Annotated in this window: 24 protein-coding genes; 17 read left to right on the forward strand and 7 right to left on the reverse strand. The window is 70.6% G+C overall.

The window, feature by feature from the left end:
- Positions 1 to 176 precede the first annotated feature (176 nt).
- The 7 genes from MNOD_RS15415 to MNOD_RS15445 all read left to right on the forward strand — a co-directional run bounded on the left by MNOD_RS15415 (position 177) and on the right by MNOD_RS15445 (position 7,378).
- The gene (locus MNOD_RS15415) at positions 177 to 1,727 is read left to right on the forward strand and encodes an ABC transporter substrate-binding protein (RefSeq protein ID WP_244424794.1); all 1,551 of its coding nucleotides are present in this window, start codon (positions 177 to 179) and stop codon (positions 1,725 to 1,727) included.
- 88 nt (positions 1,728 to 1,815) lie between these two features.
- Complete coding sequence (locus MNOD_RS15420) at positions 1,816 to 2,769, forward strand: ABC transporter permease (protein ID WP_015929854.1); 954 nt, start codon at positions 1,816 to 1,818, stop codon at positions 2,767 to 2,769.
- A gap of 4 nt (positions 2,770 to 2,773) precedes the next feature.
- Complete coding sequence (locus MNOD_RS15425; protein ID WP_015929855.1) at positions 2,774 to 3,700, forward strand: ABC transporter permease; 927 nt, start codon at positions 2,774 to 2,776, stop codon at positions 3,698 to 3,700.
- Positions 3,697 to 4,740 (forward strand): ABC transporter ATP-binding protein, encoded by a 1,044-nt coding sequence (locus MNOD_RS15430; protein ID WP_015929856.1) that lies wholly within the window; start codon positions 3,697 to 3,699, stop codon positions 4,738 to 4,740. Before MNOD_RS15425 ends, MNOD_RS15430 begins: the two co-directional genes overlap by 4 nt.
- Before the next feature lie 2 nt (positions 4,741 to 4,742).
- A complete protein-coding gene (locus MNOD_RS15435) occupies positions 4,743 to 5,750 on the forward strand; it encodes an ABC transporter ATP-binding protein (RefSeq protein WP_015929857.1) in 1,008 nt (335 codons plus the stop codon).
- Positions 5,751 to 5,999: 249 nt separating this feature from the next.
- A complete protein-coding gene (locus MNOD_RS49075; protein WP_015929858.1) occupies positions 6,000 to 6,320 on the forward strand; it encodes a (2Fe-2S) ferredoxin domain-containing protein in 321 nt (106 codons plus the stop codon).
- Complete coding sequence (locus MNOD_RS15445; protein WP_015929859.1) at positions 6,317 to 7,378, forward strand: lysylphosphatidylglycerol synthase domain-containing protein; 1,062 nt, start codon at positions 6,317 to 6,319, stop codon at positions 7,376 to 7,378. Before MNOD_RS49075 ends, MNOD_RS15445 begins: the two co-directional genes overlap by 4 nt.
- A gap of 6 nt (positions 7,379 to 7,384) precedes the next feature.
- Here MNOD_RS15445 and MNOD_RS15450 read toward each other — a convergent pair whose 3' ends face one another.
- Positions 7,385 to 9,193, reverse strand: a complete 1,809-nt coding sequence (locus tag MNOD_RS15450; RefSeq protein ID WP_015929860.1) for a PQQ-dependent sugar dehydrogenase — start codon at positions 9,191 to 9,193, stop codon at positions 7,385 to 7,387.
- A gap of 344 nt (positions 9,194 to 9,537) precedes the next feature.
- Here MNOD_RS15450 and MNOD_RS15455 point away from each other — a divergent pair, with 344 nt between their 5' ends.
- Positions 9,538 to 10,596 (forward strand): alpha/beta fold hydrolase, encoded by a 1,059-nt coding sequence (locus tag MNOD_RS15455; RefSeq protein WP_015929861.1) that lies wholly within the window; start codon positions 9,538 to 9,540, stop codon positions 10,594 to 10,596.
- Positions 10,597 to 10,715: 119 nt separating this feature from the next.
- Here the strand turns inward: MNOD_RS15455 and MNOD_RS15460 are convergent, their stop codons facing one another.
- The 6 genes from MNOD_RS15460 to MNOD_RS15485 form a co-directional block, all read right to left on the reverse strand.
- Positions 10,716 to 11,459 (reverse strand): DUF4286 family protein, encoded by a 744-nt coding sequence (locus tag MNOD_RS15460; RefSeq protein WP_015929862.1) that lies wholly within the window; start codon positions 11,457 to 11,459, stop codon positions 10,716 to 10,718.
- Between the two features lie 12 nt (positions 11,460 to 11,471).
- The gene (locus MNOD_RS15465) at positions 11,472 to 12,155 is read right to left on the reverse strand and encodes a GntR family transcriptional regulator (protein ID WP_157091473.1); all 684 of its coding nucleotides are present in this window, start codon (positions 12,153 to 12,155) and stop codon (positions 11,472 to 11,474) included.
- Between the two features lie 92 nt (positions 12,156 to 12,247).
- Positions 12,248 to 13,585 (reverse strand): FAD-dependent oxidoreductase, encoded by a 1,338-nt coding sequence (locus MNOD_RS15470; RefSeq protein ID WP_015929864.1) that lies wholly within the window; start codon positions 13,583 to 13,585, stop codon positions 12,248 to 12,250.
- Between the two features lie 124 nt (positions 13,586 to 13,709).
- On the reverse strand, positions 13,710 to 14,912 hold the full coding sequence (locus MNOD_RS15475; RefSeq protein WP_015929865.1) for an ABC transporter substrate-binding protein: 1,203 nt from the start codon (positions 14,910 to 14,912) through the stop codon (positions 13,710 to 13,712).
- Between the two features lie 92 nt (positions 14,913 to 15,004).
- On the reverse strand, positions 15,005 to 16,573 hold the full coding sequence (locus tag MNOD_RS15480; RefSeq protein ID WP_015929866.1) for an acyl CoA:acetate/3-ketoacid CoA transferase: 1,569 nt from the start codon (positions 16,571 to 16,573) through the stop codon (positions 15,005 to 15,007).
- Positions 16,570 to 17,322, reverse strand: a complete 753-nt coding sequence (locus MNOD_RS15485; protein ID WP_015929867.1) for an enoyl-CoA hydratase/isomerase family protein — start codon at positions 17,320 to 17,322, stop codon at positions 16,570 to 16,572. Before MNOD_RS15485 ends, MNOD_RS15480 begins: the two co-directional genes overlap by 4 nt.
- A gap of 96 nt (positions 17,323 to 17,418) precedes the next feature.
- On the opposite strand from MNOD_RS15485, the gene MNOD_RS15490 reads away from it, so the two are divergent.
- The 9 genes from MNOD_RS15490 (at position 17,419) to MNOD_RS15530 (ending at position 25,361) form a co-directional block, all read left to right on the forward strand.
- A complete protein-coding gene (locus MNOD_RS15490) occupies positions 17,419 to 18,645 on the forward strand; it encodes an ABC transporter substrate-binding protein (protein WP_015929868.1) in 1,227 nt (408 codons plus the stop codon).
- A gap of 296 nt (positions 18,646 to 18,941) precedes the next feature.
- Entirely contained in the window at positions 18,942 to 19,175 is a 234-nt protein-coding gene (locus MNOD_RS46640; RefSeq protein WP_157091474.1) for a hypothetical protein, read from the forward strand.
- Positions 19,176 to 19,318: 143 nt separating this feature from the next.
- Positions 19,319 to 20,053 (forward strand): substrate-binding domain-containing protein, encoded by a 735-nt coding sequence (locus MNOD_RS15500; RefSeq protein WP_015929870.1) that lies wholly within the window; start codon positions 19,319 to 19,321, stop codon positions 20,051 to 20,053.
- Positions 20,050 to 20,733, forward strand: a complete 684-nt coding sequence (locus tag MNOD_RS15505; protein ID WP_015929871.1) for a cytochrome b/b6 domain-containing protein — start codon at positions 20,050 to 20,052, stop codon at positions 20,731 to 20,733. The genes MNOD_RS15500 and MNOD_RS15505 overlap by 4 nt, the downstream gene beginning before the upstream one ends.
- Positions 20,730 to 21,455, forward strand: a complete 726-nt coding sequence (locus MNOD_RS15510; protein ID WP_015929872.1) for a molybdopterin-dependent oxidoreductase — start codon at positions 20,730 to 20,732, stop codon at positions 21,453 to 21,455. Before MNOD_RS15505 ends, MNOD_RS15510 begins: the two co-directional genes overlap by 4 nt.
- Before the next feature lie 41 nt (positions 21,456 to 21,496).
- Positions 21,497 to 22,270 carry a TIGR04282 family arsenosugar biosynthesis glycosyltransferase gene (locus tag MNOD_RS15515; RefSeq protein ID WP_244424744.1) on the forward strand — a complete coding sequence of 258 codons (774 nt, stop codon included), beginning with the start codon at positions 21,497 to 21,499 and terminating at the stop codon, positions 22,268 to 22,270.
- 60 nt (positions 22,271 to 22,330) lie between these two features.
- Positions 22,331 to 23,620 (forward strand): MptA/MptB family glycosyltransferase, encoded by a 1,290-nt coding sequence (locus MNOD_RS15520; protein WP_015929874.1) that lies wholly within the window; start codon positions 22,331 to 22,333, stop codon positions 23,618 to 23,620.
- On the forward strand, positions 23,620 to 24,675 hold the full coding sequence (locus MNOD_RS15525) for a radical SAM protein (RefSeq protein ID WP_015929875.1): 1,056 nt from the start codon (positions 23,620 to 23,622) through the stop codon (positions 24,673 to 24,675). Before MNOD_RS15520 ends, MNOD_RS15525 begins: the two co-directional genes overlap by 1 nt.
- Positions 24,672 to 25,361 carry a glycosyltransferase gene (locus tag MNOD_RS15530; RefSeq protein WP_015929876.1) on the forward strand — a complete coding sequence of 230 codons (690 nt, stop codon included), beginning with the start codon at positions 24,672 to 24,674 and terminating at the stop codon, positions 25,359 to 25,361. Before MNOD_RS15525 ends, MNOD_RS15530 begins: the two co-directional genes overlap by 4 nt.
- The last annotated feature ends 348 nt before the right edge of the window (positions 25,362 to 25,709 follow it).

Consider the following 25,709-nt stretch of genomic DNA (forward strand, 5'->3'; position numbering starts at 1 on the left):
CCCGCATGCAAATCTGCCTATAAGCTAGGCAATCGCGCGCCTCTCACCTTGGCCGGACGGGCAGCCCGTCCTGGCAGGCCTCTTGCAGAAGCCGTCGCGTCAACAGCGACGCGAGGTGTTCAGTGAGGCCATCGTTCTTCCGCAGCCCGCTTCTGGGTCTGGCTCTCGGCGCCGTGATGGCGTGGCCGGCAGCCGCGCAGGGCGTGCTCCGCATCGGCATGACGGCGTCGGACATTCCGCTGACGACCGGACAGGCCGACAACGGTGGCGAGGGCATGCGCTTCACGGGCTACACGGCCTACGACGCGCTCATCAACTGGGACCTCGGCAGCGCCGACAAGGCTGCCGTGCTGACGCCCGGCCTCGCCACCGCCTGGAAGGTCGACCCGAACGACACCCGCAAGTGGATCTTCACGCTGCGCGAGGGCGTGACCTTCCACGACGGATCGCCGTTCAACGCCGACGCGGTGGTCTGGAACCTCGACAAGATCCTCAAGACCGACAGCCCGCAATTCGATCCCCGCCAGTCGGCGCAAGGGCGCACCCGCATCCCGGGCGTGGCGAGCTACCGGGCGATCGACCCGAAGACAGTCGAGATCGCCACCAAGACACCGGACGCGACCTTCCCGTACCAGATCTCCTGGATCCTGATGTCCTCGCCGGCGAACTGGGAGAAGCAGGGCAGGAGCTGGGACGCGGTGGCGAAGTCCCCGTCGGGCACCGGACCGTGGAAGATCACCGCCTTCGTGCCGCGCGAGCGGGCGGAGCTCACGCCCAACAAGGACTACTGGGACAAGGCGCGGGTGCCGAAGCTCGACAAGCTCGTGCTGATCCCGCTGCCCGAGGCCAATGCCCGCGTGGCGGCCCTGCGCTCCGGCCAGGTGGACTGGATCGAGGCGCCCGCTCCCGACGCCCTCGCCTCGCTGAAGGCCGCGGGCTTCAGGCTCGTGACGAACCTCTACCCGCACAACTGGACCTGGCACCTGTCGCGGGTCGAGGGCTCGCCCTGGAACGACATCCGCGTGCGCAAGGCGGCGAATCTTGCGGTCGACCGCGAGGGCCTGAAGGAGTTCCTCGGCGGCCTCGCGGTGCCGGCCGAAGGCTTCATGACGCCCGGCCATCCCTGGTTCGGCAAGCCGAGCTTCACCGTGAAGTACGATCCCGAGGCGGCCAAAAAGCTCCTGAAGGAGGCGGGCTACGGCCCCGACAAGCCGATCACCACCAAGATCCTGATCTCGGCCTCGGGCTCCGGCCAGATGCAGCCGCTGCCCATGAACGAGTTCATCCAGCAGAACCTCGCCGAAATCGGCATCAAGGTCGATTTCGAGGTCGTGGAGTGGAACACGCTCATCAATATCTGGCGTGCGGGCGCCAAGAGTGACACCGCCCGCGGCGCCACGGGCATGAACTACTCCTACCTGATCCAGGACCCGTTCACCGCCTTCATCCGCCACGCCCAGTGCAACCTGGCGCCGCCGAACGGCACCAACTGGGGCTTCTACTGCGACCCCGAGATGGACAAGCTGTTCGATCAGGTCCGCAGCACCTTCGACCCGGCAGCCCAGACGGCGGTGCTGCAGAAGATCCACGAGAAATTCGTCGACGACGCACTCTTCCTGATGGTCACGCACGACGTCAACCCGCGGGCGATGAGCCCGAAGGTGAAGGGCTTCGTGCAGGCGCAGAGCTGGTTCCAGAACTTCTCGTCGATCTCGATGGAGAAGTGATCGATCGCCGGCACCCCGGCATGAGGACCGAGGTGTCGGCGAAGGGCCTCCCGCAAGAGGCCTCCCGCAAGACAGGCATTGAGGCGTCATGCTCTCGTTCATCCTGAAGCGCGTCGCCTATGCGGCGCCCGTCGCCCTGGGGGTCAGCCTCGTCTGCTTCCTCCTCGTTCACCTCGCGCCGGGGGATCCCTTGAGCGCGATCCTGCCGGTCGACGCCACGGCCGAGATGCAGGCGCAGATGCGGGCGGCCTACGGCTTCGACAAGCCGCTGCCGGTTCAGTACGGGCTCTGGCTCTGGAAGGTGCTGCAGGGCGATCTCGGCACCTCGATCGCCACCGGCCGGCCCGTGCTGTCCGAGGTCGGGCGCGCGGTGAGCAACAGCCTGATCCTCGCCGCCGTCGCGACGCTGATCGGCTTCACCACCGGCACCTTCTTCGGCTTCGTCGCCGGCTACGCCCGCGATTCCTGGCTCGACCGGCTCGCCTCGGCCATCGCGGTCTTCGGGGTGAGCGTGCCCCATTACTGGCTCGGCATCGTGATGGTGATCATCTTCTCGGCGATGCTCGGCTGGCTGCCACCGACCGGGGCGGGGCCCCAAGGCTCCGGCAATTGGTGGCCGGACGCCGAGCACCTGCGCTACCTCGTGCTCCCGGCCATCACCATGTCGGTGATCCCGATGGGCGTGATCTCCCGCACCGTGCGGGCGCTCGTCGGCGACATCCTGCACCAGGACTTCGTGCAGGCCCTGCGCGCCAAGGGCCTGTCGGAATTCGGCGTGTTCAGGCACGTGGTGAAGAACGCCGCCCCGACCGCCATCGCCATCATGGGCCTGCAGCTCGGCTACCTGCTCGGCGGCTCGATCCTGATCGAGACCGTGTTCGCCTGGCCCGGCACCGGCTTCCTGCTGAATGCCGCGATCTTCCAGCGGGACCTGCCGCTCCTCCAGGGGACGATCCTGGTGCTGGCGATGTTCTTCGTGACCCTGAACCTCCTGGTCGACGTGGTGCAGACCGCCCTCGACCCGCGCATCCAGAGGGCGTGAGACGATGACGACGCCGACCTCCCTCGCCTCCGCCGATCCCGGCGCCGCGACGGCGCTCCCCGCCGAGGCGGCCGAAGCCCCGATCCAGGCGGGACGCGGCTACTGGTCCAGCGTGCTCTCCCGCCTCCTGCGCGACCCCGTCGCCATGGCGGCCGCCCTGGTCATCCTGCTGATCGTGCTCGCCGCGATCTTCGCGCCGCTGATCGCGCCCATGGATCCGTTCAAGGGCTCGATGGTCCGCCGCCTCAAGCATATCGGCGACGCGACCTACATCCTCGGATCGGACGAGCTCGGGCGCGACATGCTGAGCCGCCTGCTCTACGCCGGCCGCCTGTCGCTGTTCATGGGCGTGCTGCCGGTGGTGATCGCCTTCTTCATCGGGTCCGGCCTCGGCATCCTGGCGGGCTATGCCGGGGGCTGGATCAACACGCTGATCATGCGCGTCGTCGACGTGTTCTTCGCCTTCCCGTCCGTGCTGCTCGCCATCGCGCTCTCGGGCGCGCTCGGGGCGGGCATCCTCAACTCGATCGTCTCGCTCACCGTCGTGTTCGTCCCGCAGATCACCCGCGTGGCCGAGAGCGTGACGGTGCAGATCCGCAATCGCGACTACGTCGAGGCGGCCCGCGTCTCGGGCGCCAACCCGTTCCGGGTCGTGCGGGTGCAGGTGCTCGGCAACGTGCTGGGTCCGGTCTTCGTCTACGCGACCAGCCTGATCTCGGTGTCGATGATCCTGGCCTCGGGCCTCTCCTTCCTCGGCCTCGGCGTGAAGCCGCCAGAGCCGGAATGGGGCCTGATGCTCAACACCCTGCGCACGGCGATCTACGTCAACCCGCTCGTCGCAGCGCTGCCGGGCGTGATGATCTTCCTCACCTCGATCTCCTTCAACCTGCTGTCGGATGGCCTGCGTTCGGCCATGGAGGTGCGCTCATGAGCGAGACGCTCGATCCGCGGGACCGTGGCGGCCCCGCCCAGCCCCTCCTGTCGGTCACCGGCCTCGTCAAGCATTTCGGGACGAAGGGCGGCCTGTTCGGCAAAGGCCCGGTGGTGCGTGCCGTGGACGGCGTCGATTTCGACATCCTGAAGGGCGAGACGCTCGGCGTCGTCGGCGAGTCGGGCTGCGGCAAGTCCACTACCGCGCGCCTTCTCATGCAGATCATCGCCCCGGACCAGGGCGAGATCGTCTTCGACGGCGAGCTCCTCGGCTCGCGCGCCCTCGACCTGAAGTCCTATCGCCGGCAGGTGCAGATGGTCTTCCAGGATTCCTACGCCTCGCTCAACCCGCGCCTGACCGTCGAGGAGACGGTGGCTTTCGGGCCGCAGGCGCATGGGCTGTCGCGCAAGGCCGCGCTCGGGCGCGCCCACGACCTGCTGCGCCGGGTCGGCCTGGAGCCCCGGCGCTTCGGCGGGCGCTACCCGCACGAGGTCTCGGGCGGCCAGCGCCAGCGCGTGAACATCGCCCGCGCCCTCGCCCTGGAACCCCGGCTGCTCATCCTGGACGAGGCGGTCTCGGCCCTCGACAAGTCGGTGGAAGCCCAGGTGCTCAACCTGCTCGCGGACCTCAAGCGGGATTTCGGGCTGACCTACCTTTTCATCTCGCACGACCTCAACGTCGTGCGCTTCATGTCCGACCGGGTGATGGTGATGTATCTCGGCAAGGTCGCCGAGCTCGGCCCCGCGGACGACATCCTGGCGACGCCGCGCCATCCCTACACGGCTGCGCTCCTGGCCTCGCAGCCCTCCACCGACCCGCGCGCGCGGATCGACGCCGCGCCGCTCACGGGCGATCCGCCGAACCCGATCAACCCGCCGCCGGGGTGCCGCTTCCACACCCGCTGCCGCTTCGCCGCCGAGGTGTGCCGCAGCCGCGAGCCCGGCCTCGACCCGGTCGCGCCCGCCCATCGGGCCGCCTGCCACAGGGCGGTGGCCGGCTCCGGCCACCCCGAGGCTCCCGCTCTCCCCATGGCAGCCTGATCATGAACTTTTCCCCGCGTCAGCCCGAGACGGCGACCGACGCCCTCGTCCATGTCCGCGGCCTGACGGTGGATTTCCTCGGCGGGAGGAAGCCGGTCCGGGCGGTCGGCGGCGTCGATTTCGACCTCAAGGCCGGCGATGCCCTCGCGCTCCTCGGCGAATCCGGGTCGGGCAAGAGCGTGACGCAGCGCGCCCTGATGCGGCTGCTGCCGGAGAGGCGCACCCGCATCGGCGGCACGCTGCGCGTCGACGGCCAGGACGTGCTGTCCCTCGGCCGCCGGAGCCTCGCGGCCTACCGGGGCGGCACCGTCGCGATGATCTTCCAGGATCCGGGCCTCGCCCTCGATCCGGTCTACAGGATCGGCGACCAGATCGCCGAGGCGGTGGTGCGCCACGAGGGCGCGAGCTTCGCCAAGGGCCGCGCGCGGGCGCTCGAGCTGTTCGAGCGGGTCCACATCCCCTCCCCGGCCCGGCGGCTCGACGCCTACCCGCATGAGATGTCGGGCGGCATGCGCCAGCGCGCCATGATCGCGCTGGCGCTGGCCTGCCGGCCGAAGCTGCTCCTCGCCGACGAGCCGACCACCGCCCTCGATGCCACGGTGCAGATCCAGATCCTGCTGCTCCTGCGCGAGCTGCAGCGGGATCTCGGCCTCGCGGTGATCTTCGTGACCCACGATGTCGGCGTCGCCGTGCAGGTCGCCGACCGGGTGGCGGTGATGTATGGCGGCCACCTCGTCGAGGTGGGATCGAGCGGCGAGGTGATCGGCACGCCCGCCCATCCCTACACGCAGGGCCTGCTCGCCTCGCGGATCACGCCGGATTCGCAGAAGGGCGTGCGGCTCGCCACGATCCCGGGCTCGCCGCCGGATCTCGCCGACCCGCCCCCCGGCTGCCCGTTCGAGCCCCGGTGCAGCCGCGCCGCGCCGCCCTGCCGCGACGGCCTGCCGCCGCGCGTGGCGGTGGTGCCGGGCCACGCGGCGCGCTGCATCCGGATCGGCGAGGCCGCCTGACCGCACGGCGCCGGGGCGGCATGGCGTGTCGCCCCCGGAACCGGCAGCCAACCCTGGCCGTTCCCACGCGTCGGGTCCTTCAGGCGAGCCGGTTCAGTGCCTCTTCCCCAGGCGACGCCCCGGAGAATCGATCGGTCGCGATCCAAGCGCGCCCGTCATCCTCGCGGGGCGGCTCAGCATGCCGCGTTGCACCCTCCCTCGCGCGCCGCTACCCCATCGGCCGGCCCGCCGGGGGCCAGGAGGGACGGTGTGAGCGGGAGCGGTGACGTGCAGCGTCGGCGGCCGAAGGCGGCCTCGGCCCCCTGGAACGACCTCGTCGTGGTCTGCGCCAAATGCGCCAAGCGGCAGGGGATCGGCAAGGTGCGCAAGGACCTCAAGCGCGCCCTCAAGCGCACCCGGCCCGACCGCAAGGTGCGCGTCGTCGAGACCGGCTGCCTCGGCCTCTGCCCGAAGCGCAGCCTCACCTTCGCGACGGCGGCCTCCCTGCGCGCCGGCCGCCTTGTGGTCCTCGATCCAGCGACGGAAGCCGAGGCGATGGCGCAGGTGCTCGTGCCGGATCCCGCGTCGTGACGACCGCCTCCTCCGCCCCTCTGCGGCATCGGCTCGGCAGGGCCCTGCTGCGGCGCGTTCCGCTGCTCGGCGCCCTCGCGGGCATCCTCCTGGCCCTCTGGCTCGTGAGCGTCCATGACGTCGGCGCCGTGGCGAGCGCCTTCGGGCGCGTCGGCCCGGCTGGTCTGGCGGCAGTGGTGCTCGTCCGCACGCTGATCCTCCTGCTCTGCGGCTTCGCCTGGGCGAAGGTCGCCGACGCTTCCGGGATCGGGACCGGGCCGTTCCTGCTCCTGCGCTTCGTGCGCGAGGGCGTGAACGTGCTGCTGCCGGTGGCGTCGGTCGGCGGCGAGGTGCTCGGCGGGCGGCTCCTCACCTTCTGGGGCGTGGCAGGTCCGCTCGCGGCGGCGGGCATCGTCGTCGACCTGTTCTTCCAGGTCATCGGGCTCGCGCTCTTCGCGCTGGCGGGCGCGCTCCTGCTGGCCCAGGTGGAGAACGCGCAGGCGGCGCGGCTCGCGACCTGGTGCGCGGAGGGTCTCGTGGTGAGCGCGATCGTGCTTAGCGCCTTCTTCGCCGTGCAGCGCCTCGGCGGCGCGGGCGCGGTGGAGCGCCGGCTCGCCGCGCTCGGCCGGCGCTTCCTGCGCGAGACGGCACCGAGCCCGGATGCCCGGCCGGGCGTTCAGGGGGCGCTCGACACCCTCTGGGCGCGCAGCCGCTGGTGCTCGCTGATGCAGGGATTCTGTCTCCACATGGCCGCCTGGCTCCTCGGCGCGCTGGAGATCTGGATCGCCCTCAAATGCATCGGCGTCGCCGATGTCTCCTTCGCCGAAGCGGTGGTGCTCGAATCCTTAAGCCAGGCCATCAAGTCGGCGGCCTTCCCGGTACCGAGCGGCCTCGGCGTGCAGGAGGGCGGCCTCGTGCTCCTCGGTGCCCTCTTCGGCATCGACGCCGATACCGCGCTCGCCCTGTCCCTGGTCAAGCGCGTGCCGGACGTGGTGCTGGGGCTCCCCTCACTCCTGCTCTGGCAGCTGATCGAGGGCCGGCGCAGCCTCGTGGCGCGGCCGCGCGGCGAGGTCGGCTGATCCGATTCATTTGGTTGGGTGCCCGACGGCCCAGACATAGGCGGCTACGGCTTTCAGGTCGGCATCGGACAGCTCGACCCCTCCCATCGGCGGCATCGCCCCCCCATGCTGCTTCGGCTCGGGCACACCGTTCGCGATCGTCTGCTCGATGCCCTTGAGGCTGCCGTCGCTCCACAGCCACTTGCCGTCCGTGAGATCAGGCCCGATCGGCGAGCCCTTCGCGTCCGAGCCGTGGCAGCCGCCGCAGGTCGCGCCCGCAACCTCGCCATGGAATACCCGCTCGCCGCGCGCGACCTGCTCCCGGGTGGCTCCGGGTGGCACCGGCAGCGCCGCCACCGCCTGCCCGGCATCGGGATGGATGCCCTCGGGGGGAAGTGCCGCGCGCGAGCTGCGGGCCGGCGGGCCGGCCGCCGGGGCGGCGGCAATCGCGGCGCCCGGGTTGCCGCCCACATAGGTCACGCGCCAGATCCGTCCGCGCACGTCGTCCGAGACGTACAGGGCACCATCCGGGCCGACCGCGAGGCCGGAGGGGCGATGCTGCGCCCGGCCCGGCTCCTTGACCGCCCCGGCGAAGCCGTCGGCGAACACCACGTAATCGCCCGACGCCCTGCCGTCCTTCATCGGCTGGAACACCACGTTGTAGCCGCCCTGCGGACCGGGCGCCCGGTTCCACGAGCCGTGGAACGCGATGAAGGCTCCGCCCTCGTAGGCTGCCGGGAAGGCCGTGGCCCCCTTCGCGAGGTAGAACTTCATGTCGTTGGGCGCCCAATGCGCCGGGAAAACCGCCACCGGCCCCTGCCGCTCGGCGCAGAGGCCGACCTTCCGGCCCCCGTCCCCGCCGTATTCGGGGGCGAGCACCAGCTTCTGCTGGGTCGGGTCGAAGTAGCATTCCGGCCAACCGTATTCCGCCCCCTGCTTCAGCTCGACCACCTCTTCCGCGGGCAGCTCGAAGCCCTGCTGGGCGGTGTAGAGCTTCGGCCAGTTCTCGTGGAGCTGGTCGCGGCCGTGCTGGGTCGCAAAGACGCGGCCCTCCCCGTCCAGCGCGATGCCCTCGCCATTGCGGATGCCGGAGGCGTAGCGTTCGGCCGGCGAGAAGGTCTGGTTGGTCTTGCGGGCGTCGTAGCGCCAGATGCCGCCGCGGGTCTGCTTCTCGGTGCACGGGTTGTTGCCCGGCGAGCCCGGCATGCGGTTCCTCACCTCGCAGGCATTCGTCGCCGAGCCGAGATCGACGAGGAGCTCGCCCTTCGGCGTGATCGCGAAGGGATGCATCGGGTGGTCGCCGGTGAGCGGCAGGCCGGACACGACCACCGCGCCCTTGGCCTTCGGGGCGATCTCGCCCTGCGCCAGGGGGTAGCGCATGATGCGGTCGTTGCTCTCGGCATAGACCGCGCCGTCGAAGAGCGCGAGGCCGGTGCCGCCATGCCCGCCCTGGGCGGGGGTCTCGCCGAAGCGCTCGGTCACGTCCGCGCGTCCGTCGCCGTTCCGGTCCTTGAGGGCGACGAGGAATCCGCCGGGCGGCAGATCGTTGTTCTTGTAGTAGGGGCCGCTCCAGGTGTTGGCGTAGAGCGTGCCGTCCTGTGCGACCGCCATCTGGCGGACATGGCCGAGATTGTCGGCAAACACCGTCGCGCAGAAGCCCGGCGGCAGGGAGAGCCCGCCGTTGTCCCCCGGGCAGGCCGCGCCGGAACCGCCGGCCGCCCGAGGCGATGTGCCGACAGCCGGCAATGCGAGAAGGGCCGTGGCGAGCGCCCCGGCGCCCGTCCGGAGGCGCGAGCCGGTGTTATGCCGGCAGAGCGAGGAAAAGCGCGAGCGCATGACACGGCCTCCTGATCGTGGGCGGGATGCAGCGGACCTTCGGATCTCGGACGCGAGGACCGGTCGGGATCTAGGGCGGCGCCGGAGGCACGGCAGGGGTGCGGCGGGCTGCAGCCCGTTTCAGGATGGGCCGGAGACGGAGGCCGAACCGGGCTTCGGCGACGATCATGAAGGCATCCGGATCGTCGCGAATCGCAGGAGGGATGCGGCAGCTGGAGGACGCCAGAGCAGGGTCATGCCCTGATCTGCGTGCTCTGCGGAGAGCCGCCTTCGTGGGCCACACCGAGGACCCGGATCCGCGGTGGAAGTTCCAAATCGAAACTCATGGATCAACCGGAAACCGTATGAGTGCGTGGCTGGACGAGATGCGCCGCCAGATCGGGCGGATGCTTGAGGCGCTCGGCTGCGGGCCGGTGGAGACGCCATGGCGCGTCGTCGCTGATCTGCCCGGCGCGCGGGTCCGCGCCTATCACGGTCGACAGCAATCCGACGGGCCCGTCCTGCTGATCTGTCCTGCTCCGTTCAAGCGTGCCTATATCTGGGACCTGCTCCCGCAGGTGAGCGTGGTGCGACGCTGTCTCGCACGGGGTCTGCGCGTCTATCTGCTCGAGTGGCTCGATCCCACCGAGCAGGACGACGGACGGAGTCTCACCGATTACGCCGACCGCCTGCTCGGGAACGCGCTGGCCGCGATCGCGTCGGAGACGAACGGGGGGGTACCCCTGATCGCAGGTCACTCGCTCGGCGGCACCTTCGCGGCCATCTTCGCGGCCCTGCATCCCGAGCAGGTCGGCGGCCTCGTCCTGGTGGATGCGCCTCTCGCCTTCGGCGAGGAGGGCGGGCCCCTGGCCCGCGCCGTGAGGCTGATCCCACATGCGAGAGGCATCCGCGCGGCCTTCGGCAGTCCGGTGCCCGGATCCGTGATCAACGCGCTCAGCCTTGAGGCGGCGCCGGAGGTCTTCCGTCTCCAGCCCGTCATGGATCTCGCCGCGAGCCTGACCAATCCACTCGCCCTGACGGTCCATACGCGTGTGGCACGCTGGGCGCTCGACGAGTTCCCGCTCCCCGGACAGCTCTTCGAGGATGTCCTGGAGCAACTCTACAGAGAGGACCGCTTTCGAGGCGGCACGCTCCAGATCGGTGATCGGCGGATCGGGATCGCTGGTCTGCGCACGCCTGTCCTGGCCGTGATCAACCCGATCGGCGGCATCGTGCCGCCGGCATCCCTGTTGCGCGGCCTTGAGGCGGTGACAGGTGCGCCGGTCGATGTGCTGACCTATGAGGGCGATTTCGGCCCGATGCTGCAGCATCTTGGCCCCTTGGTGGCGCCAGCCGCCCATGAGCGGCTCTGGCCGAGGGTCTTCGACTGGATCGCACGGTACGAACCAGGTTCCTCGAAATAGAAACTGAGGTGGGGCTGCCATCGGGGGCCTTGCGGCCGGGTTCATCCCTCAGGGTCGGCGCAGCCGGCGGCAAACGTATCCCGACGGCCCGATGCGTCAGCAGCCTGGGGCCACCGGGATCACGCGGCCCCCAGCTGCCCGGGCGTGAGCGAGCCGAGGAACCGGAACATGCCGAGCGAGACCCGCTCCTCGGCGCCCTGGGCGCTGGCCTCGGCGATCGCCCTTATGCAATCCGCCATGGCCTGGGCCGGGTCGGTCCAGGCGCCCTCGACCAGCCACAGCCACCGCCCGGTTCCGGTCTTCACCTCGCGGTAGGACGCGACATCGACGCCCGCCCGCGTCGCCGCCGCGTCGTTCTCGCACAGATGCGCCGCAAGCGCGCCGGACATCTCCATCACCCGGGACGAGACCGTGGTCGCGAGCCACGCGCGCAAACGCTCCGCCTCGCCGGCCCGGGGGCCGAGTTCCGCCACGAACAGGTCGCCGCCCATCCCGCGGGCGATGGAATGCGTCACGGCGCAACCCATGCGGCTCATGGCCCGGAACAGGGGCAGCGAGGCCAGGGTGCGGGGCGTCGGATGGTCGAGCGCGCTCAGGTAGGCCGGCGAGTGCAGGACGCCCGCATTCTCAACCTCGTACAGGGTGAAGTAGCGCCAGCCGGCGAGAAGAGGGTCCGTCAGGCTCTCGACGTAGCGGCGCGCGCGCAGGAAACCCGGGATCGCGATGCGCTCGGGCAGGTGCTCGTGCGTGTACCAGTCGTTGAACTCGGCCTCGCGGGCGGGGTCGATGCCGCCCCAGAGCGCCAGCGCGGCCTCGCCGAGGAGCCCACGGGGGAAGGCCGGAGGTGCAGCATCGCGGGGCATCGGCATTCCTGCCTATTCCAGGATGATCTTGCGCGTGAACGCGACCGCGTAGTCCGTCATCGTGTCGCAGCAGGCCGAGGCGCCGGCCTCGTCGCCGCGGCCGATCGCTTCGGCGAGGTCGGCATGGACCCGCGCCACTTCCATCAGGTCGCCGAAGCGGTCCCAGTGGACGTAGAAGAAGCGGCGCGAGAGGGCGTGCAGCGGTGACAGGGCCCGTGTGGCGTAGGGGTTGCGCGCGCATTCGCAGGTGAACCGCTTGAGCGCGAAATGGACCCGCAGGTAGAGGAGCGGGTCGCGCCGCTCGCCAGCCTCGCGCAGCTCGACCGCGCTGCGCACATGCGCCTCCCGCTCGGCCCTGGTGGCACGGCGCGCGGCGCAGACCGAGACGAGCCGCTCCAGCTCGCGGCGCGCGTCGAGCACGAGAAGCTGCTCGGCGCCCAGCACCTCGGTGATCTTGATGCCGTGCCGGCGCAGCAGGATGACGAGGTGATCGGCGGCAAGCCGCTGCAGCGCCTCGCGGACCGGGGTGCGCCCGATGCCGGTGCGCTCGCTCAGCGCCGCCTCCGACCACAGGCTGCCGGGCGGCAGCGCCGCCGTGACGATCAGTTCCTCCAGGGCCGCGTAGGCCTGGTCGCCGAGGCGCAACCCGGCTTTGGCGGCGGTGGGTTCGGCGAGCGTGTCGAGGGAGTGCAGCAAGGGAGATCGGTGCCAGGGAAGGATCGGGCCCTCGTGGTAGGCCGAATCCCCCTCCGGCGACAACGGTCGCGTGTGCTGCCGCTGCGTCGTGCTCAATCGAGGCGCGCTCCGTCGCGGTTCAGGCGCGCGCGCAGGTCGGCGCCCAAGATGGCGCGGGGCGCGACCCGGTCGAGCGCCGCGATGGCGGCCGCATGCCCGATCGCATGGCCGTAGCTGAAGCACTGGGCCGTGACCCGGGCGGAGGCGACCGCCTCGTGCTCCGCCGACAGGCAGCGCCCGGCGGTGAGCAACCCCTCGCCGCGCTCGGGCACGAAGCAGCCGTAGGGCACCTCGTAGACGTCGTCGAGCAGCCACTCGACCCGGGGCTTGGCGCCCGTGTGGAGCTCGATCGGCCAGGGCGAGCGGGCGATCCCGTCGGCGAATTTCGTGCCCGCCAGCACGTCGGCGTTGCGCAGGAGCGAGACGCCCTTCGCCTGCCGGGTCTGCCGCACCCCCACCTGAACGCCGGTGTCGTTCACGAAGCTGTTTTCGCAGCCAACGAGATGATCGCGGAAGAAGCGGGCATATTCCCGCATCTGGCGCCGCCCCTCGATCTCGGCCTCGGTGAAGTCGCGGGCGTAGAGCGTGTTCAGCTCGCGCCCCTCCGCCCCGATCACGCGGGTGCAGTTGCAGAGGAGTTCGCCGGGGCGGGTGGTCGTGAACAGCCAGATCTTCGCGCGCGGGAGCGTGTAGCCGTTCCCGCCCCCCTTCTCGCGAATGAGCGCCGAGACCTCTTCGCCCATGATGGTGTCGGTGCCGTAGGTCTTAAGGAAGCGGGCGGTGTCGACGCCCATCAGCCGGAAGATCATGGTCGGGTTCTGGACGTGGCCGTCCTGCCCGACGAAGGACGGCAAGCCCGCCATCGCGACGACGTCGGCGTCGCCGCTCGCGTCGATCGTGACCTTGGCGCGGATGCGCGCCCTGCCCTCCTTGGTGTAGGCGACGACGCCCTCGATGCGCTCACCGCCTTCCACCAGCGCGCCCGTCACCACCGTGTGGTAGATCACCCGCACGCCGGCCTCCGCCAGGAGCGCGTCGGCGGCCTCGCGCCAGACCAGCGGGTCGTGGACGCGGGTGTAAGTCTTGCCGTAGCGCACCGGCTCGGCAAGGCCGCCGCGATACTCCATCGCCGCCACGAAGTCGTCGAGGAAGCCGTGGACCACCTGGCGGGGCGGAGCATTGCGGTCGTCGGTTGCGGCATACATGCCGCAGATGGTCCCCGAGAGGCCCGCCACGGCGCCCCCGCCGCAGAAGCCGTACCGCTCCAGCAGCGTGACCTGCGCGCCCTGCCGGGCCGCCGTCACCGCCGCCGCCACGCCGGCCGCGCCTCCGCCGACGACGAGCACGTCGGTATCGAGGGCAAACCCGCTGCGTTCGTCGATTTCCCGCATCACGTTCGACTCTCCAATTACAGTCTCGTGGTCCGCCGCGGAGGCGGTGCCGACGGCCCGGCGCTCGATGCGAAACGCCGAACTCCCATGCCCTTGCCCCCTGTCCCGACCTGGAAGACACCCCTCAGTTCACGAGGGAGCAGCCGCCAGCCTCAAGCGGCCGGAACGCCTCGGCGGCCGGGACCGTGCGCAGGTGCTTGTAGTAGTCGTAGGGCCCCTTGCTCTCGGCCGGCGCCTTGACCTCGAAGAGATGGAGGTCGTGCGTCGCCCGCCCGTCGCTGCGCACCTCGCCCTTGCCGAAGAGCGGATCGTCGGTCTTGAGGCGCTTCATCTCCCGGACGACCGCCGTGCCGTCGTCGCCGTTCACCGACGCCCGCGCCTTCAGGTAATGCAGCACGGCCCCGTAGACGCCCGCATGCACCATGTTCGGGTAGACGCCGCCATTGCGTTCCGCGAACTGCTTGGCGAAGGCGCGCGTGCCCTCGTTGAGGTCCCAGTAGAAGGCCTCCGTCAGCACCAGCCCCTGTGCGGCCTTGAGCCCGAGCGAATGGATGTCGCTCAGCGTGATCAGCATGCTGGCGAGCTTCTGCCCGCCCTGGACGAGGCCGAACTCCGCCGCCTGCTTGACGCCGTTGATCGTGTCGGAGCCGGCATTGCCGAACGCCACCACCTTGGCGCCCGACCCTTGCGCCTGCAGCAGGAAGGACGAGAAGTCGCCCGTGCCGACCGGGTGGCGCACCTTGCCGAGGATCCGGCCACCTGCCGCCGTCAGCGAGTCGCTCGCGTCGCGCTCCAGCGCATAGCCGAAGGAATAGTCGACCGTGATGAAGTACCACGTGTCGAACCCGGCCTTGGTCAGAGCGCCGCCGGTGGAATTCGCCAGCGCCCAGGTGTCGTAGGTCCAGTGCACCGTATTGGGCGAGCAGTTCTTGCCCGTGAGGTCCGAGGTGCCGGCGCCCGAGACGAGCAGCACCTTGTTCTTCTCGCGGGCGATCTCCGACACGGCCAGCGCCACCGAGGAGGTGGGCACGTCCGCGATGACGTCGACGCCCTCCTGGTCGAACCAGCGCCGGGCGAGCGCCGAGCCGATATCGGCCTTGTTCTGATGGTCGGCCGAAACCACCTCGATCGGCAGGTTGCCGACCCGGCCGCCGAAATCCTCCGCCGCCATCTGGGCCGCCAGCGCCGATCCGCGCCCGCCGAAATCGGCGTAGATGCCGCTCATATCCGTGAGCACGCCGATCTTCACGGCCTTCTCGCCCGCCTGGGCTCCTCCGGCGGCGAGAGCGGCCGTCAGCAGGACCGCCCCGATCACCCGCGCCTTCATGGCGTCCTCCCGTTCGTCGTCCTTGTCGTTGTCTCGGCCGCGGGACGGTCGGGCGGACCGTCGCGCGGGTCGTCGTGCGCAGGGGCGACCGCCTATTCGGCGAACAGCCCCGCATCCATGAAGGGCAGCGGATCGGCGATCCGGTGCGGCGCGAACTCCATCTGGTCGAGGATGTCGCGCCGCACGTCGACGCCGCGCGCGACCTCGACGAGCGCGAGCCCCTGGGGCTCGACCCGGAACACGGCGCGCTCGGTGATGACGAGGGCCGATTGCCCGCGCTCGGTGACGCCGACGCGGACCGGATAGGTCACCTGCTCGGCGTGAGTTACGAGCTTGCGCACCCTCCCCTCCCGGCGGATCGACAGCCCGCCCTCCCCGATGGCGCAGTCGAGGCCGCCCGTCGTGAAGGTGCCGGTGAAGAGAAGGTCCTTGGCGTTCTGGGCGATGTCGATGAAGCCTCCGGCGCCCGGGTTGCTCGCGCCGAACCAGCTGACGTTGACGTTGCCGTCCGCATCGAACTGCGCGAAGGCGAGCGCCGCGAACGGGCAGTTGCCGCCGTCGATGAAATCGAACTGCTGCAGCCCGTCGAGCAGGGCCTCGGGGCCCATATTGGCCGAGAATTGCCAGCCGCTCATCACGACGCCGCCGAAGGGGCCGTGCTCGGTGGTGAACTGGTACTCGTCGATGCGGCCATCGTCGAACAGACCGGCCTCGGCCATCACCAGGGGCGCGTCCGAGGAGGCGCCGAAGCCGAAGATGCTGGTGCGGCCGGGCCTCACCTCGGCGGCGGCGCGCCGGGCGATCACCTTGTCGGGCCCGAGCGGCAGCCGCGGCAGCGCCGAGGGGGCCGCGCGCTGGCCGCCGAGATAGATCGGGTCGAAGGGGTTGTCGGTGCCCGACATCTGCTCGGGCTCGACCACGTAGTGATCGACGAGCGCCCCCGGCACCCGCACGAAATGGGCCGGACGCGAATGCCGCTCCACCTCGCGCCGCACCTGCGCCACCACGATGCCGCCCGAGGCCTTCACGGCCAGCGCAAGCGCCGTGTTGGACGACATCAGGGCCTCGTCCTCGTAGGACAGGTTGCCGAAGGCATCCGCCGACGAGGCCCGGATGAAGCCGACATTCAGCGGGAAGGTCGGGTAGAACAGGTATTCCTTGCCCCGGAACTCGATCAGCTCGACCAGGTCCTCGGTCGCGCGGGCGGTGAATTTGCCGCCCTGCTGGCGCGGGTCGGCATAGGTGCCGAGGCCGATCTCGGTCATGTAGCCGGGACTCTTGCGCGCGACCTCGCGCAGCCAGTGCATGCTGGCGCCGATCGGCCAGCTATAGGCCTCGACGCGGTTCTCGCGGATGAGCCGCATCAGCTCGGGCCTCGTCCGCTTCACCGGGTGGAGGGGGTTCACGTAGGACCCCGACACGATCCGCTTCATCAGCCCTTCGATCGCGACGTGGTCCATGCCCCGGATGTCGATCGAGTCGCCGGTCCCGCACGGGAAGTAGAAGGTGAGGTCGCGCGGATCGCCATCCTGCTGGAAGCGCTCGCCGAGCGCCTTCAGGAGGGCATCCGGCGTGATCCAGCCGATCACGCCGACGCTCGCGACGGTGTCGCCGGAGCGGACGAGCCGCGCGGCCTCGGCGGCGGTGATGCGCTTGCTCATGCCTTCACTCCAAAGCGCCGCAGCGTCGCTTGCGCGACCGGGTGACCGCAATCGCCCGCGAACAGGCGGTTCGCCCAGGCATCCGCGGCTTCCGCATTGCCCGCCACGAGGGGAGCGTAGAATTGCTTGGTCGAGGCGACGGCCGGCGGCGGCAGGGCCGCCAGGCCTTCCGCCTCGCGCAACGCCGCATCGAGGACGCTCTCGCCGGGGGCGACGAGCGTGTCCGCGATGCCGAGGCGGTGGGCCTCGCGGCCGTCGAAGGGCGCCGCGCCCCAGGTCAGCCGGCGGGCGGCGACCGGCCCGACGCGGGCGACCACCGCCTGGAGGCCCCAGGGCGGGATCCAGCCGATCGTCACCTCCGGCAGGTGCCAGCGCGCCTCCGCCCCCGTCACCACGACGTCGCAGGAGATCGCCAGCACGAAGCCGCCGCCGAGCGCGAACCCGTCCACCGCGGCGATCACGGGCGTGTCGAGGAAGGCGATCGAGCGGGCGAGCGCGCCCGTGTGCGCCTCGTGCGCGCACATCCCGGTGAGATCGGTGTCGGCCAGTTCCTTGAGATCGCTCCCCGCGCAGAAGCCGGGCGCTGCGCCCGTCAGCACGATGGCATGCGTGTCGGCGTCACGATCCAGGCGCGCGAATTCCCGCGTCAGATCCTCCACGAGCTGCACGCCGATGGCGTTCCGCCGACGCGGGCGGTCGATGGTGAGGACCGCCACCCTTCCCTTTCTTTCGACAACGATGTCCGGCACGCCTTGCCTCCCTTGGATATTCGTACCATGGTACAGATGTGCACACCTCGTCAACCGGCGTGCGACAACGAGAGACGATCAGGGAGGTCGGGAGGAATGGGCATCAGGGCATTGCTGCGCGCGCTGTGCGCGGGCGCCGTCGCGGTCGCGGCGGGCTCCGCGCTCGCGGAGCCGGAGGCGCTGTCGGTGAAGATCGGGGTTCTGACCGATCTCTCGAGCCTCTACGCGGACACCAACGGGAGCGGCGCGGTGACGGCCACCCGCATGGCCGTCGAGGACTACGAGGCCGCGGGAGGCAAAGTGAAGGCCGAGGTCGTCGCCGCCGACCACCAGAACAAACCCGATGTCGGCTCGACCATCACGCGCGAGTGGTTCGACCAGGGCGGGGTCGACGTCGTGGTGGACGTGCCGAACTCGGCCGTCGCCCTCAGCGTGACGGAACTGGCGCGCCAGAAGAACAAGGTGTTCATGAATTCGGGCGCATCCTCGTCGGACTTCACCGGCAAGAACTGCACACCGAACAGCATCCACTGGACCTACGACACCTACGCGCTCGCCACCGGCACGAGCCGCGCCGTGGTGGCTTCCGGCGGCGATTCCTGGTACCTGCTGACGGCGGATTACGCGTTCGGCCACACGATGGAGGCCGACATCCGCAAGATCCTCTCGGCCACCGGCGCCAAGGTGCTCGGCAGCGCCCGCACCCCGCTCAACACCCCGGACTTCTCGTCCTTCCTGCTGCAGGCGCAGGCGTCGAAGGCGAAGGTGGTCGGCCTCGTCAATGCGGGCGGGGACACCATCAACTCGATCAAGCAGGCCTCCGAGTTCGGCATCGCGCAGGGCGGGCAGAAGATCGCCGCCATGGTGCTCTACATCACCGACGTGCATTCCCTCGGCCTGGACGTCGCGCAGGGCCTGCAGTTCACGGCGGCCTATTACTGGGACCTCAACGACGGCACGCGGGCCTTCGCCAAGCGCTTTGCCGAGCGCATGGAGGGCCGCATGCCGACGCAGCTCCAGGCCGGCGCCTACTCGGCCACGCTGCACTACCTCAAGGCCGTCGAGAAGGCCGGGACGAAGACCGACGGGAAGCACGTGGTCGAGGTCGCCAAGAGCCTGCCCACCGACGACCCGCTGTTCGGCAAGGGCACGATCCGGGCGGACGGGCGCAAGATGCACAACATGTACCTGTTCGAGACGAAGACGCCGTCCGAATCCAAGGGCCCCTGGGACTATTACAAGCTGCTCAGGACCATCCCGGCCGAGGAGGCCTTCCGGCCGATGGGAGAGGGCAACTGCCCGATCGTCTCCGGCTCGCGCTGAGCAGGCTTGCGTTGGCGTGCCACCACTTCGCCTGCTGAGGTCCTTGGTCTGTCGCAGGTTTTTGCCGGAAAACCGCGGACTTCGAAGCCTGCTTGGAGCGCTCCCCGCCGAAGTGGACGCCGGTTCGGCGCAAGGGAGCGCGTCATATCAAGAGCTTGAGAGCCGCCGACCTGATGCAATCAGGTCGGCGGCTCCAGATAGAACCTGACCTGCGTGGAAGCCAGCCGGCACGTCAGCATGAGGACCGGTGGGGATGCCACGGGAGGGAGCGCTCATTCAGTCTCCATGATCGCCGCATGCGTGCCCTCGCCGATCACGACGAAGCGCCTGTCGGGCGCGTGAGTGAGCTTGGCGAAGTTGCCATGGAATTGCTCTCCCGACGCGAGTATTCTGTCGACGAGGCGGCGGCAGCGACCGGGCTCAGCCAAGATGCGCCGAAGGTCAACCTGCATCGCGCACGTCGAGATCAGCGCATTGCGCTCACGGGCGAGAGAGGAGGCAGCGTTACACGTCTGCGGATGGCCCGCTGAATCGCACAGGGCGAAGGGCGGCAAGCCGCCGACAGAGTGGCCGGACCCTGCGGAGGTCGGGACGGACGATTTTTCGGCTCCCCGCGTAACCGCCCCGCCCGCCCGACGAACCAAGATCAGGTCGATCGGAGGACTGCGCCAGCATGACGATTCCGCGCCGACGTCTTCTCCAGAGCCTGCCCCTGCTGTCGCTCGTGGCGGCCAAGCCCCGGAATTCGGGCGGAACCGTCACCACGACGGACCTCGTCCTGAACTGCGACACCGCGACGGCACCCGCCCTCACGCGCGCCGCCGACCGGTTCCACGAGGCCGTCGGCGTGCGCGTGCGGATCTTCCCGACGAGCCCCGGCCTTCTCATCCCGCAGCTCGCCCGCAAGGTCCAGAACGACCTTCTGTTCACGCAGGGCACCATCATGGAGGCGGCGGCAGCCGCCGGCCTGATCGCGGGCGAAGCCGCGGGCGCATGGCGCAACCGCCTCGTGCTGGCCGCGCGAAGCGGCATGGGAGAGGCGGCCCTCAAGGGGCGCATCGCCGTCCCCGACCCGACGCCCGCCGCGGATGTGGACGGGCCAGAAGTGATCCGGGCGCTGCATCTCGGCGAGAGGGCGATCCTCGGCGTCCTCGACACGGACGAGGTCGCGTTCCTGCTGGATCGCGGCGAGGCGGAGGCCGGCCTCCTCCATGCGAGCGACCTCCCCCATCGCCCGAGCCTGGAGGCGGTCCGCCCCGTGCCGGATGAAGTGGCGCCGCCGCTCGCCTACCGGGTCGCGGTGACGACCCTCGCCCGCCGCCCCGACCCGCAGGCCTTCGTGGATTTCCTCCTGTCGGCCCCGGGCCGGGCGGCCCTGAGCGCGCAAGGGCTGGAGGCCGCCGCATGAGCGCCCACGGTGTCCAGACCCATGCCTGGCCGGTGCGCGTGGCGCATTGGTCGATGGCGCTCGCCATCCTGATCATGATCGGGAGCGGCTGGCGGATCTACAATGCCGAGCCGATCCTGCCCTTCCGCTTCCCGCTCGCGGCCACGCTCGGCGGCGACGTGGAGGCGGCCCTCGCCCGCCACGGCGATCCAGGGGTCGCCACCGCGATCGCGTGGCACTTCGCCGGCATGTGGCTCCTCGTCGCCGCCTTCCTGCTCTTCGTGGGCTACGGCGTGCTCTCGGGCCATTTCCGGCGCGACTTCCTGCCGGTCGGCCCCCGCGCCTTCCTGCGCGACTTCACGGCGGCCCTGCGTTTCCGCCTGGAGCACCGGCTCGGCGAGTACAACGCCGTGCAGAAGGTCTTCTACTGGGGGGTGCTCGCGGCGATCGCCGTGATCATCGTCTCCGGCCTCGCGATCTGGAAGCCGGTGCAGACCTATCCGCTCGAAGTGCTGTTCGGCGGCTTCCAGGGCGCCCGCATCGTCCATTTCCTCGCCATGTCGGCGATCGTCGGCTTCCTCGCCATTCACCTCGTCCTCGTGGCGCTGGTGCCGAGCACCCTCGTGGCGATGATCACCGGGCGCTCCGGCCGGCCGGACCTCGAGGAACCGAAGACGTCCCAGACCGGAGGAGCGCCGTGATCAGGACTCCGCGAGACTTCACGTTTGCGCGACGCCAGCTTCTCGGCGGCGGCGTCACGCTCGGCGCCCTCACGCTGCTCACGGGCTGCGATGTGAGCGACAGCGACGCGGTCCAGGCGGCGCTCGCGCGGGTCTCGGCCTGGAACGATCGGGTCCAGGCCAGCCTGTTCGGCCCGGATCGCCTCGCGCCCACCTTCCCGGAATCCATGGCGATCAAGGACTTCCGCTACAACGCGTGGTACGGGCCCGAGCAGGCGCCGCGCCTCGACCCTGCGGATTACCGTCTCCTCCTGGCGGGCAGGATCGCCGACAAGCGTCCCTGGACCGTGGCCGCCCTGCATGCCCTGCCCCAGGTGACCCAGATCACCCGGCACGTCTGCGTCGAAGGCTGGAGCATGATCGGCAAGTGGACCGGCACGCCGCTGCGCACCTTCCTGGAGCGCATCGGGGCCGACACCACGGCCCGTTACGTCGGCTTCGAGTGCGCGGACGGCTACTACGAGGGCCTGGACATGCCGACGGCGCTCCACCCGCAGACCCTGATGGCGTTCCGCCTGCATGACGAGTTGCTGCCGCACCGGCACGGCTTCCCCTTCAAGCTGCGCATCCCGACGAAGCTCGGCTTCAAGAATCCGAAATTCGTGACCACCCTCTACGTCACGGACAAGCAGCCGCGCGGCTATTGGACGGACCGCGGCTACAACTGGTTCAGCGGGCTCTGAGCATGGGCTGCGCCGTCCCCGGAACCTGCGCGATCGGCGTGATGGCCAAGGCCCCGCAGCCCGGCCGCTCGAAGACGCGCCTCTGCCCGCCGCTCGCGCCCGAGGAGGCCGCCGCGCTCTCGGCGGCCTTCCTGCACGACACGACCCGGAATGTGGCGGAGGCGGCAGCAACGGCGCCGATCGCGCCCTACGCCGCCTATGCGCCTGCGGGCGCGGAGGATCTCGTCCGGGCCGGCATCGCCCCGGGAACGGCCCTGGTGCTGGCGGACGGCTCGCCGCCGATGCCGGAGGGCGTGGACGGGTTCGGGCGCTGCCTGCTCCAGGCCATCGACGGAATGCTGGCCGAGGGCCATGAAGCCGCCTGCGTGCTGAGCTCCGACTGCCCGACCCTGCCGACCGCCCTCCTGGTGGAGGCCGCCCGGCTCCTCCTCGAACCCGGCGACCGGGCGGTGCTCGGCGCCTGCGCGGATGGCGGCTACTACCTGCTCGGCCTGAAGGCACGGCACCCGGAGATGTTCTCGTGCATCGCCTGGAGCACCGCGAGCGTCGCCGAGGCCACGCGCGCGCGGGCCCGCGGGCTCGGGCTCGACCTCGTCGAGCTGCCGCCCTGGTACGACGTGGACGACGCGGCCTCGCTCGCCTGTCTGCGGGCGGAGCGCAACGGCTATGCGGCGCCCGCGACCCGCGCCGTCCTGGCGCGGCTCGACCGCGGCGAGGCAGGGAGAGGCGACGCCGCCGCGGCTCCCGGCATGACGGAGCGCCGGAGACAGGCGGCGATCCGGCCGTGGCGGCGGGGCACAGGGCGCACGCCATGAGCGGCGGTCAGGAGGCCCCTCGCCGGCCTCGCCCTGCTCGGCAGCGTCCTGATCGCGCTCATGGCGTGCGCCCTGTCGCTCCACCTGCCCGGCGCCGACACGGTCGGCACGCCGCTGCGGGCCCAGATCTTCGTCGGCGTGCTCGCAATCAGCGTCGCTGCCTGGCTCGTCGCCGTGCGCCACGTCCTGCGGACGGCGCTGCCGCCGCAGGCCGTCTGGCTCGTGATCGCCATTGCGGCGCTCCTTCGCCTCCTCCTCCTGCCCTCGTTGCCCTTCCTGTCGAGCGACATCTACCGCTATGTCTGGGACGGGCAGGTCCAGGCCGCGGGCATCAATCCCTACCGCTACGTGCCGGCGGATCCGGCGCTGGCTCGGCTACGTGATCCGGCGGTGTTCCCGCTCATCAACCGGGCCGACTACGCCCACACCATCTATCCGCCGGCCGCGCAGATCTTCTTCGCCGCCGTCGGGCAGGTCACGGCCACCGTCACCGGCATGAAGGCCGCGATGCTGCTCTGCGACAGCCTCGCGATCGCCTGTCTGCTGCGCCTGCTCGCGCTCTCCGGCCTGAAGCGGGAGCGCGTGCTGATCTACGCCTGGAACCCGCTCGTGCTGTGGTCCTTCGCCTGCGACGGGCATGTGGACGCGCTGGCGGTGGCGCTGCTGGCCCTGGCGCTCCTCGCCCGCGTGCATCGCCGCGACGGGCTCGCGGGGGTGATCCTCGCCGCGGCGACGCTGGTGAAGTTCCTGCCCGTCGTCGTGGCGCCGGCCTTCCTGCGTGGCGGACGGTTCTGGCGGCCGGTCCTCGCGGGCACCGCAATCATTGCCGCGCTCTACCTGCCCTACCTGTCGGCGGGCGCGCAGGTGCTGGGCTTCCTCCCGGCCTACGGGGCGGAGGAGGGTTTTGATACCGGACAGGGCTTCTGGCTACTCGCCGGCCTGTCCCACCTCGTCCCGCTGCCATCCGGGGCCGCCCGGGTCTATGGGCTCGGCGTCGCCCTCGCCCTCGCGGCCCTCGCGCTGCGGATCGCGACGCGGCCTTTGCCCGCGGATGTGCCCGCCCCGGTCACCCTATGCCGCGACGCCGGCATCCTCGCCGCCTGCGCCACCGCCGCCGCGAATCCGCATTATGCATGGTACTATGCGTGGCTTGCGCTCCCCGCGACGGTGGCTCCGAGCCCGGCGGTGATCTGGCTCTCGGCCGCGCCCGTCCTCTTCTACATCGACCCGTTCAACGAGCGCTTCGTCTGGCCGGGCCTCGTCTTTGTCCCGGCCCTGGCGCTGGTGCTGCGCGCCTCCTTGCGCGCCCGCTCCGCCCCGCTCGCCTTCAGTCCGAGAGGAGCCTCCTGATGCCGGCATCCGCCATGCTCAAGGACCCGCGCCGCTACTTCGAGCAGATCGGTGCGCAGCGCTCGGCACTATCCGAGGCGCCGCCGGTCTGCCTCTATCTGGAGGTGACGAACCGCTGCAATCTCCTCTGCGAGACCTGCCCGCGCACCTTCGAGACGCTGGAACCCCCGGCCGACATGAGCTGGGAGCTGTTCACCCGCATCGTCGACCAGGTGCCGGACGTGGCCCGCGTGGTGCTCCACGGCGTCGGCGAGCCGATGCTGGTGAAGTCCCTGCCGCGGATGATCCGCTACCTGAAGGACCGGGGCACCTACGTGCTGTTCAACACGAACGGCACCCTGATGAACCCTAAGCGCTTCCAGGAGCTGATCGATACCGGCCTCGACGAATTGCGGGTTTCGCTCGATGCGGCCGACCGCGCCTCCTACCTGCGGGTGCGCGGCAAGGATTTCTTCGATCGGATCGTGCGGGATGTCGGCCGGTTCGTCGCCTATCAGCGGGAGGTCGGGGCCGCGACGCCGAAGGTCTCGCTCTGGCTCACGGGGCTGAAGGACACCATCGCGCAGCTGCCGGCCTTCGTGCGCCTCGCCGCCGAGATGGGCGTGCGCGAGGTGCATCTGCAGCGCCTCGTCTTCGACGAGGTCGGCTACGGCCTTGCCCGGGCCGACCTCTCGCTGTTCGAGACCACGCGAGCCGAAGAACTCGCCGCGATCGAGGCCGCGCAGGCCATCGGGGCGGATCTCGGCGTCACCCTCGACGCCTCGGGGGCGACCGAGCCGGGCCTGAGCCTCAAGCGGCAGGCCGAGGACCAGCCCTGGGCGACCTGCCGCCGGCCCTGGTCGCTGATGTACTTCACCGCCCATGGCCGGGCGCTGCCCTGTTGCATCGCGCCCTTTTCGGTGCGCGGCTACAGCCACTACACGCTCGGCGACGCGACGCAGGCGACGCTGCGCGAGATCTGGAACGGCGCCGCCTATCGCGACTTCCGCACCGCCCTCCTCTCGGATGCGCCCCCCGCCCCCTGCCGGAATTGTGGCCTGCGATGGAGCCTGTGAGCGTCATCATCCCGACCCTGAACGAGGCGGAGACGATCGGGGCTGTCTTACGCGAGATTCCGCGCGCCTATGCGGGGGACCTGATCGTGGCCGATGGCGGCAGCAGCGACGGCACGCCGGCCGCCGCCGCGGCCGCGGGCGCGCGGGTGATCGCGGCCGGGCGCGGCTACGGGCGCGCCTGCGCGGCGGGCGCGGCGGCAGCCCGGCCCGAGAGCCGCGTCCTCGTCTTCCTCGACGGCGACGGCGCCGACCGCGGCGACCTCGTCGCGGAGGTGGCCGGCCCGGTGCTGGCGGGCGAGCGGGATCTCGTTCTGGCATCGCGCACCCGCGGCGCGCGCGAGCCGGGCGCGATGCTCTGGCACCAGGTGCTCGCCGGGCGCCTCGCGGGCTTCGGCATCGGGGCGCTCTACGGCGTGCGCTACTCCGACATGTGTGCCTTCCGGGCGATCGACCGGGCCGCGCTGGCGCGGCTGCGCCTGCGTGAGATGACCTACGGCTGGAACATCGAGATGCAGATGCAGGCCGCCCGCGCGGGCCTGCGCATCGCCGAGCTGCCCCTGCCCTACCGGTGCCGCGCGGGGGGCGCCTCGAAGGTGGCGGGCTCGCTCTCCGGCACGCTGCGGGCCGGCAGCCGGATCATCGCGACCTTCCTGCGCGTCGCAGCCGGACCCGCACCCCGGCCATGAGCGGGGCCTTCGCGCTCGCGAGGATATTTCCTGAAACTTTCCAACGCAAAAAGAAAACCGAGATCTGCTCCTGCCAAGAGGAATCGCACGTCGGCATGGATCCGATCAGCACATTGTTCGCTCACCTTCCGTGATCAGGCCGTGACCAAGGGCATGAAGCCGTGGCGGGGTTCCCGACAGGAACAACCCCCTGGGCCGCCCCGTTTCCGGCTATGGCATAAGGGCTGGCCAAAACCCTGCGTCAGCGCCGGCATCCCGGGGCCGGAAGCGCATGCCGGCCTGATCATCCACGATCGGCCGTTCCGCGCAGCTCTCATAAGATTTGTAGTTGGCGCATGCGCGATTGAT

The organism is Methylobacterium nodulans ORS 2060, from assembly GCF_000022085.1.
In the GTDB taxonomy this organism is placed as follows: Bacteria; Pseudomonadota; Alphaproteobacteria; order Rhizobiales; family Beijerinckiaceae; genus Methylobacterium; species Methylobacterium nodulans.

Excerpts from the sequence above, each read along its gene's own strand:
- MNOD_RS15415 (WP_244424794.1), top strand. The coding sequence starts at position 177 with ATGGCGTGGCCGGCAGCCGCGCAGGGCGTGCTCCGCATCGGCATGACG.
- MNOD_RS15420 (WP_015929854.1), top strand. The coding sequence starts at position 1,816 with ATGCTCTCGTTCATCCTGAAGCGCGTCGCCTATGCGGCGCCCGTCGCC.
- MNOD_RS15425 (WP_015929855.1), top strand. The coding sequence starts at position 2,774 with ATGACGACGCCGACCTCCCTCGCCTCCGCCGATCCCGGCGCCGCGACG.
- MNOD_RS15430 (WP_015929856.1), top strand. The coding sequence starts at position 3,697 with ATGAGCGAGACGCTCGATCCGCGGGACCGTGGCGGCCCCGCCCAGCCC.
- MNOD_RS15435 (WP_015929857.1), top strand. The coding sequence starts at position 4,743 with ATGAACTTTTCCCCGCGTCAGCCCGAGACGGCGACCGACGCCCTCGTC.
- MNOD_RS15450 (WP_015929860.1), bottom strand. The coding sequence starts at position 9,193 with ATGCGCTCGCGCTTTTCCTCGCTCTGCCGGCATAACACCGGCTCGCGC.
- MNOD_RS15455 (WP_015929861.1), top strand. The coding sequence starts at position 9,538 with ATGAGTGCGTGGCTGGACGAGATGCGCCGCCAGATCGGGCGGATGCTT.
- MNOD_RS15460 (WP_015929862.1), bottom strand. The coding sequence starts at position 11,459 with ATGCCCCGCGATGCTGCACCTCCGGCCTTCCCCCGTGGGCTCCTCGGC.
- MNOD_RS15470 (WP_015929864.1), bottom strand. The coding sequence starts at position 13,585 with ATGCGGGAAATCGACGAACGCAGCGGGTTTGCCCTCGATACCGACGTG.
- MNOD_RS15475 (WP_015929865.1), bottom strand. The coding sequence starts at position 14,912 with ATGAAGGCGCGGGTGATCGGGGCGGTCCTGCTGACGGCCGCTCTCGCC.
- MNOD_RS15480 (WP_015929866.1), bottom strand. The coding sequence starts at position 16,573 with ATGAGCAAGCGCATCACCGCCGCCGAGGCCGCGCGGCTCGTCCGCTCC.
- MNOD_RS15490 (WP_015929868.1), top strand. The coding sequence starts at position 17,419 with ATGGGCATCAGGGCATTGCTGCGCGCGCTGTGCGCGGGCGCCGTCGCG.
- MNOD_RS46640 (WP_157091474.1), top strand. The coding sequence starts at position 18,942 with ATGCGTGCCCTCGCCGATCACGACGAAGCGCCTGTCGGGCGCGTGAGT.
- MNOD_RS15500 (WP_015929870.1), top strand. The coding sequence starts at position 19,319 with ATGACGATTCCGCGCCGACGTCTTCTCCAGAGCCTGCCCCTGCTGTCG.
- MNOD_RS15505 (WP_015929871.1), top strand. The coding sequence starts at position 20,050 with ATGAGCGCCCACGGTGTCCAGACCCATGCCTGGCCGGTGCGCGTGGCG.
- MNOD_RS15515 (WP_244424744.1), top strand. The coding sequence starts at position 21,497 with ATGGCCAAGGCCCCGCAGCCCGGCCGCTCGAAGACGCGCCTCTGCCCG.
- MNOD_RS15520 (WP_015929874.1), top strand. The coding sequence starts at position 22,331 with ATGGCGTGCGCCCTGTCGCTCCACCTGCCCGGCGCCGACACGGTCGGC.
- MNOD_RS15525 (WP_015929875.1), top strand. The coding sequence starts at position 23,620 with ATGCCGGCATCCGCCATGCTCAAGGACCCGCGCCGCTACTTCGAGCAG.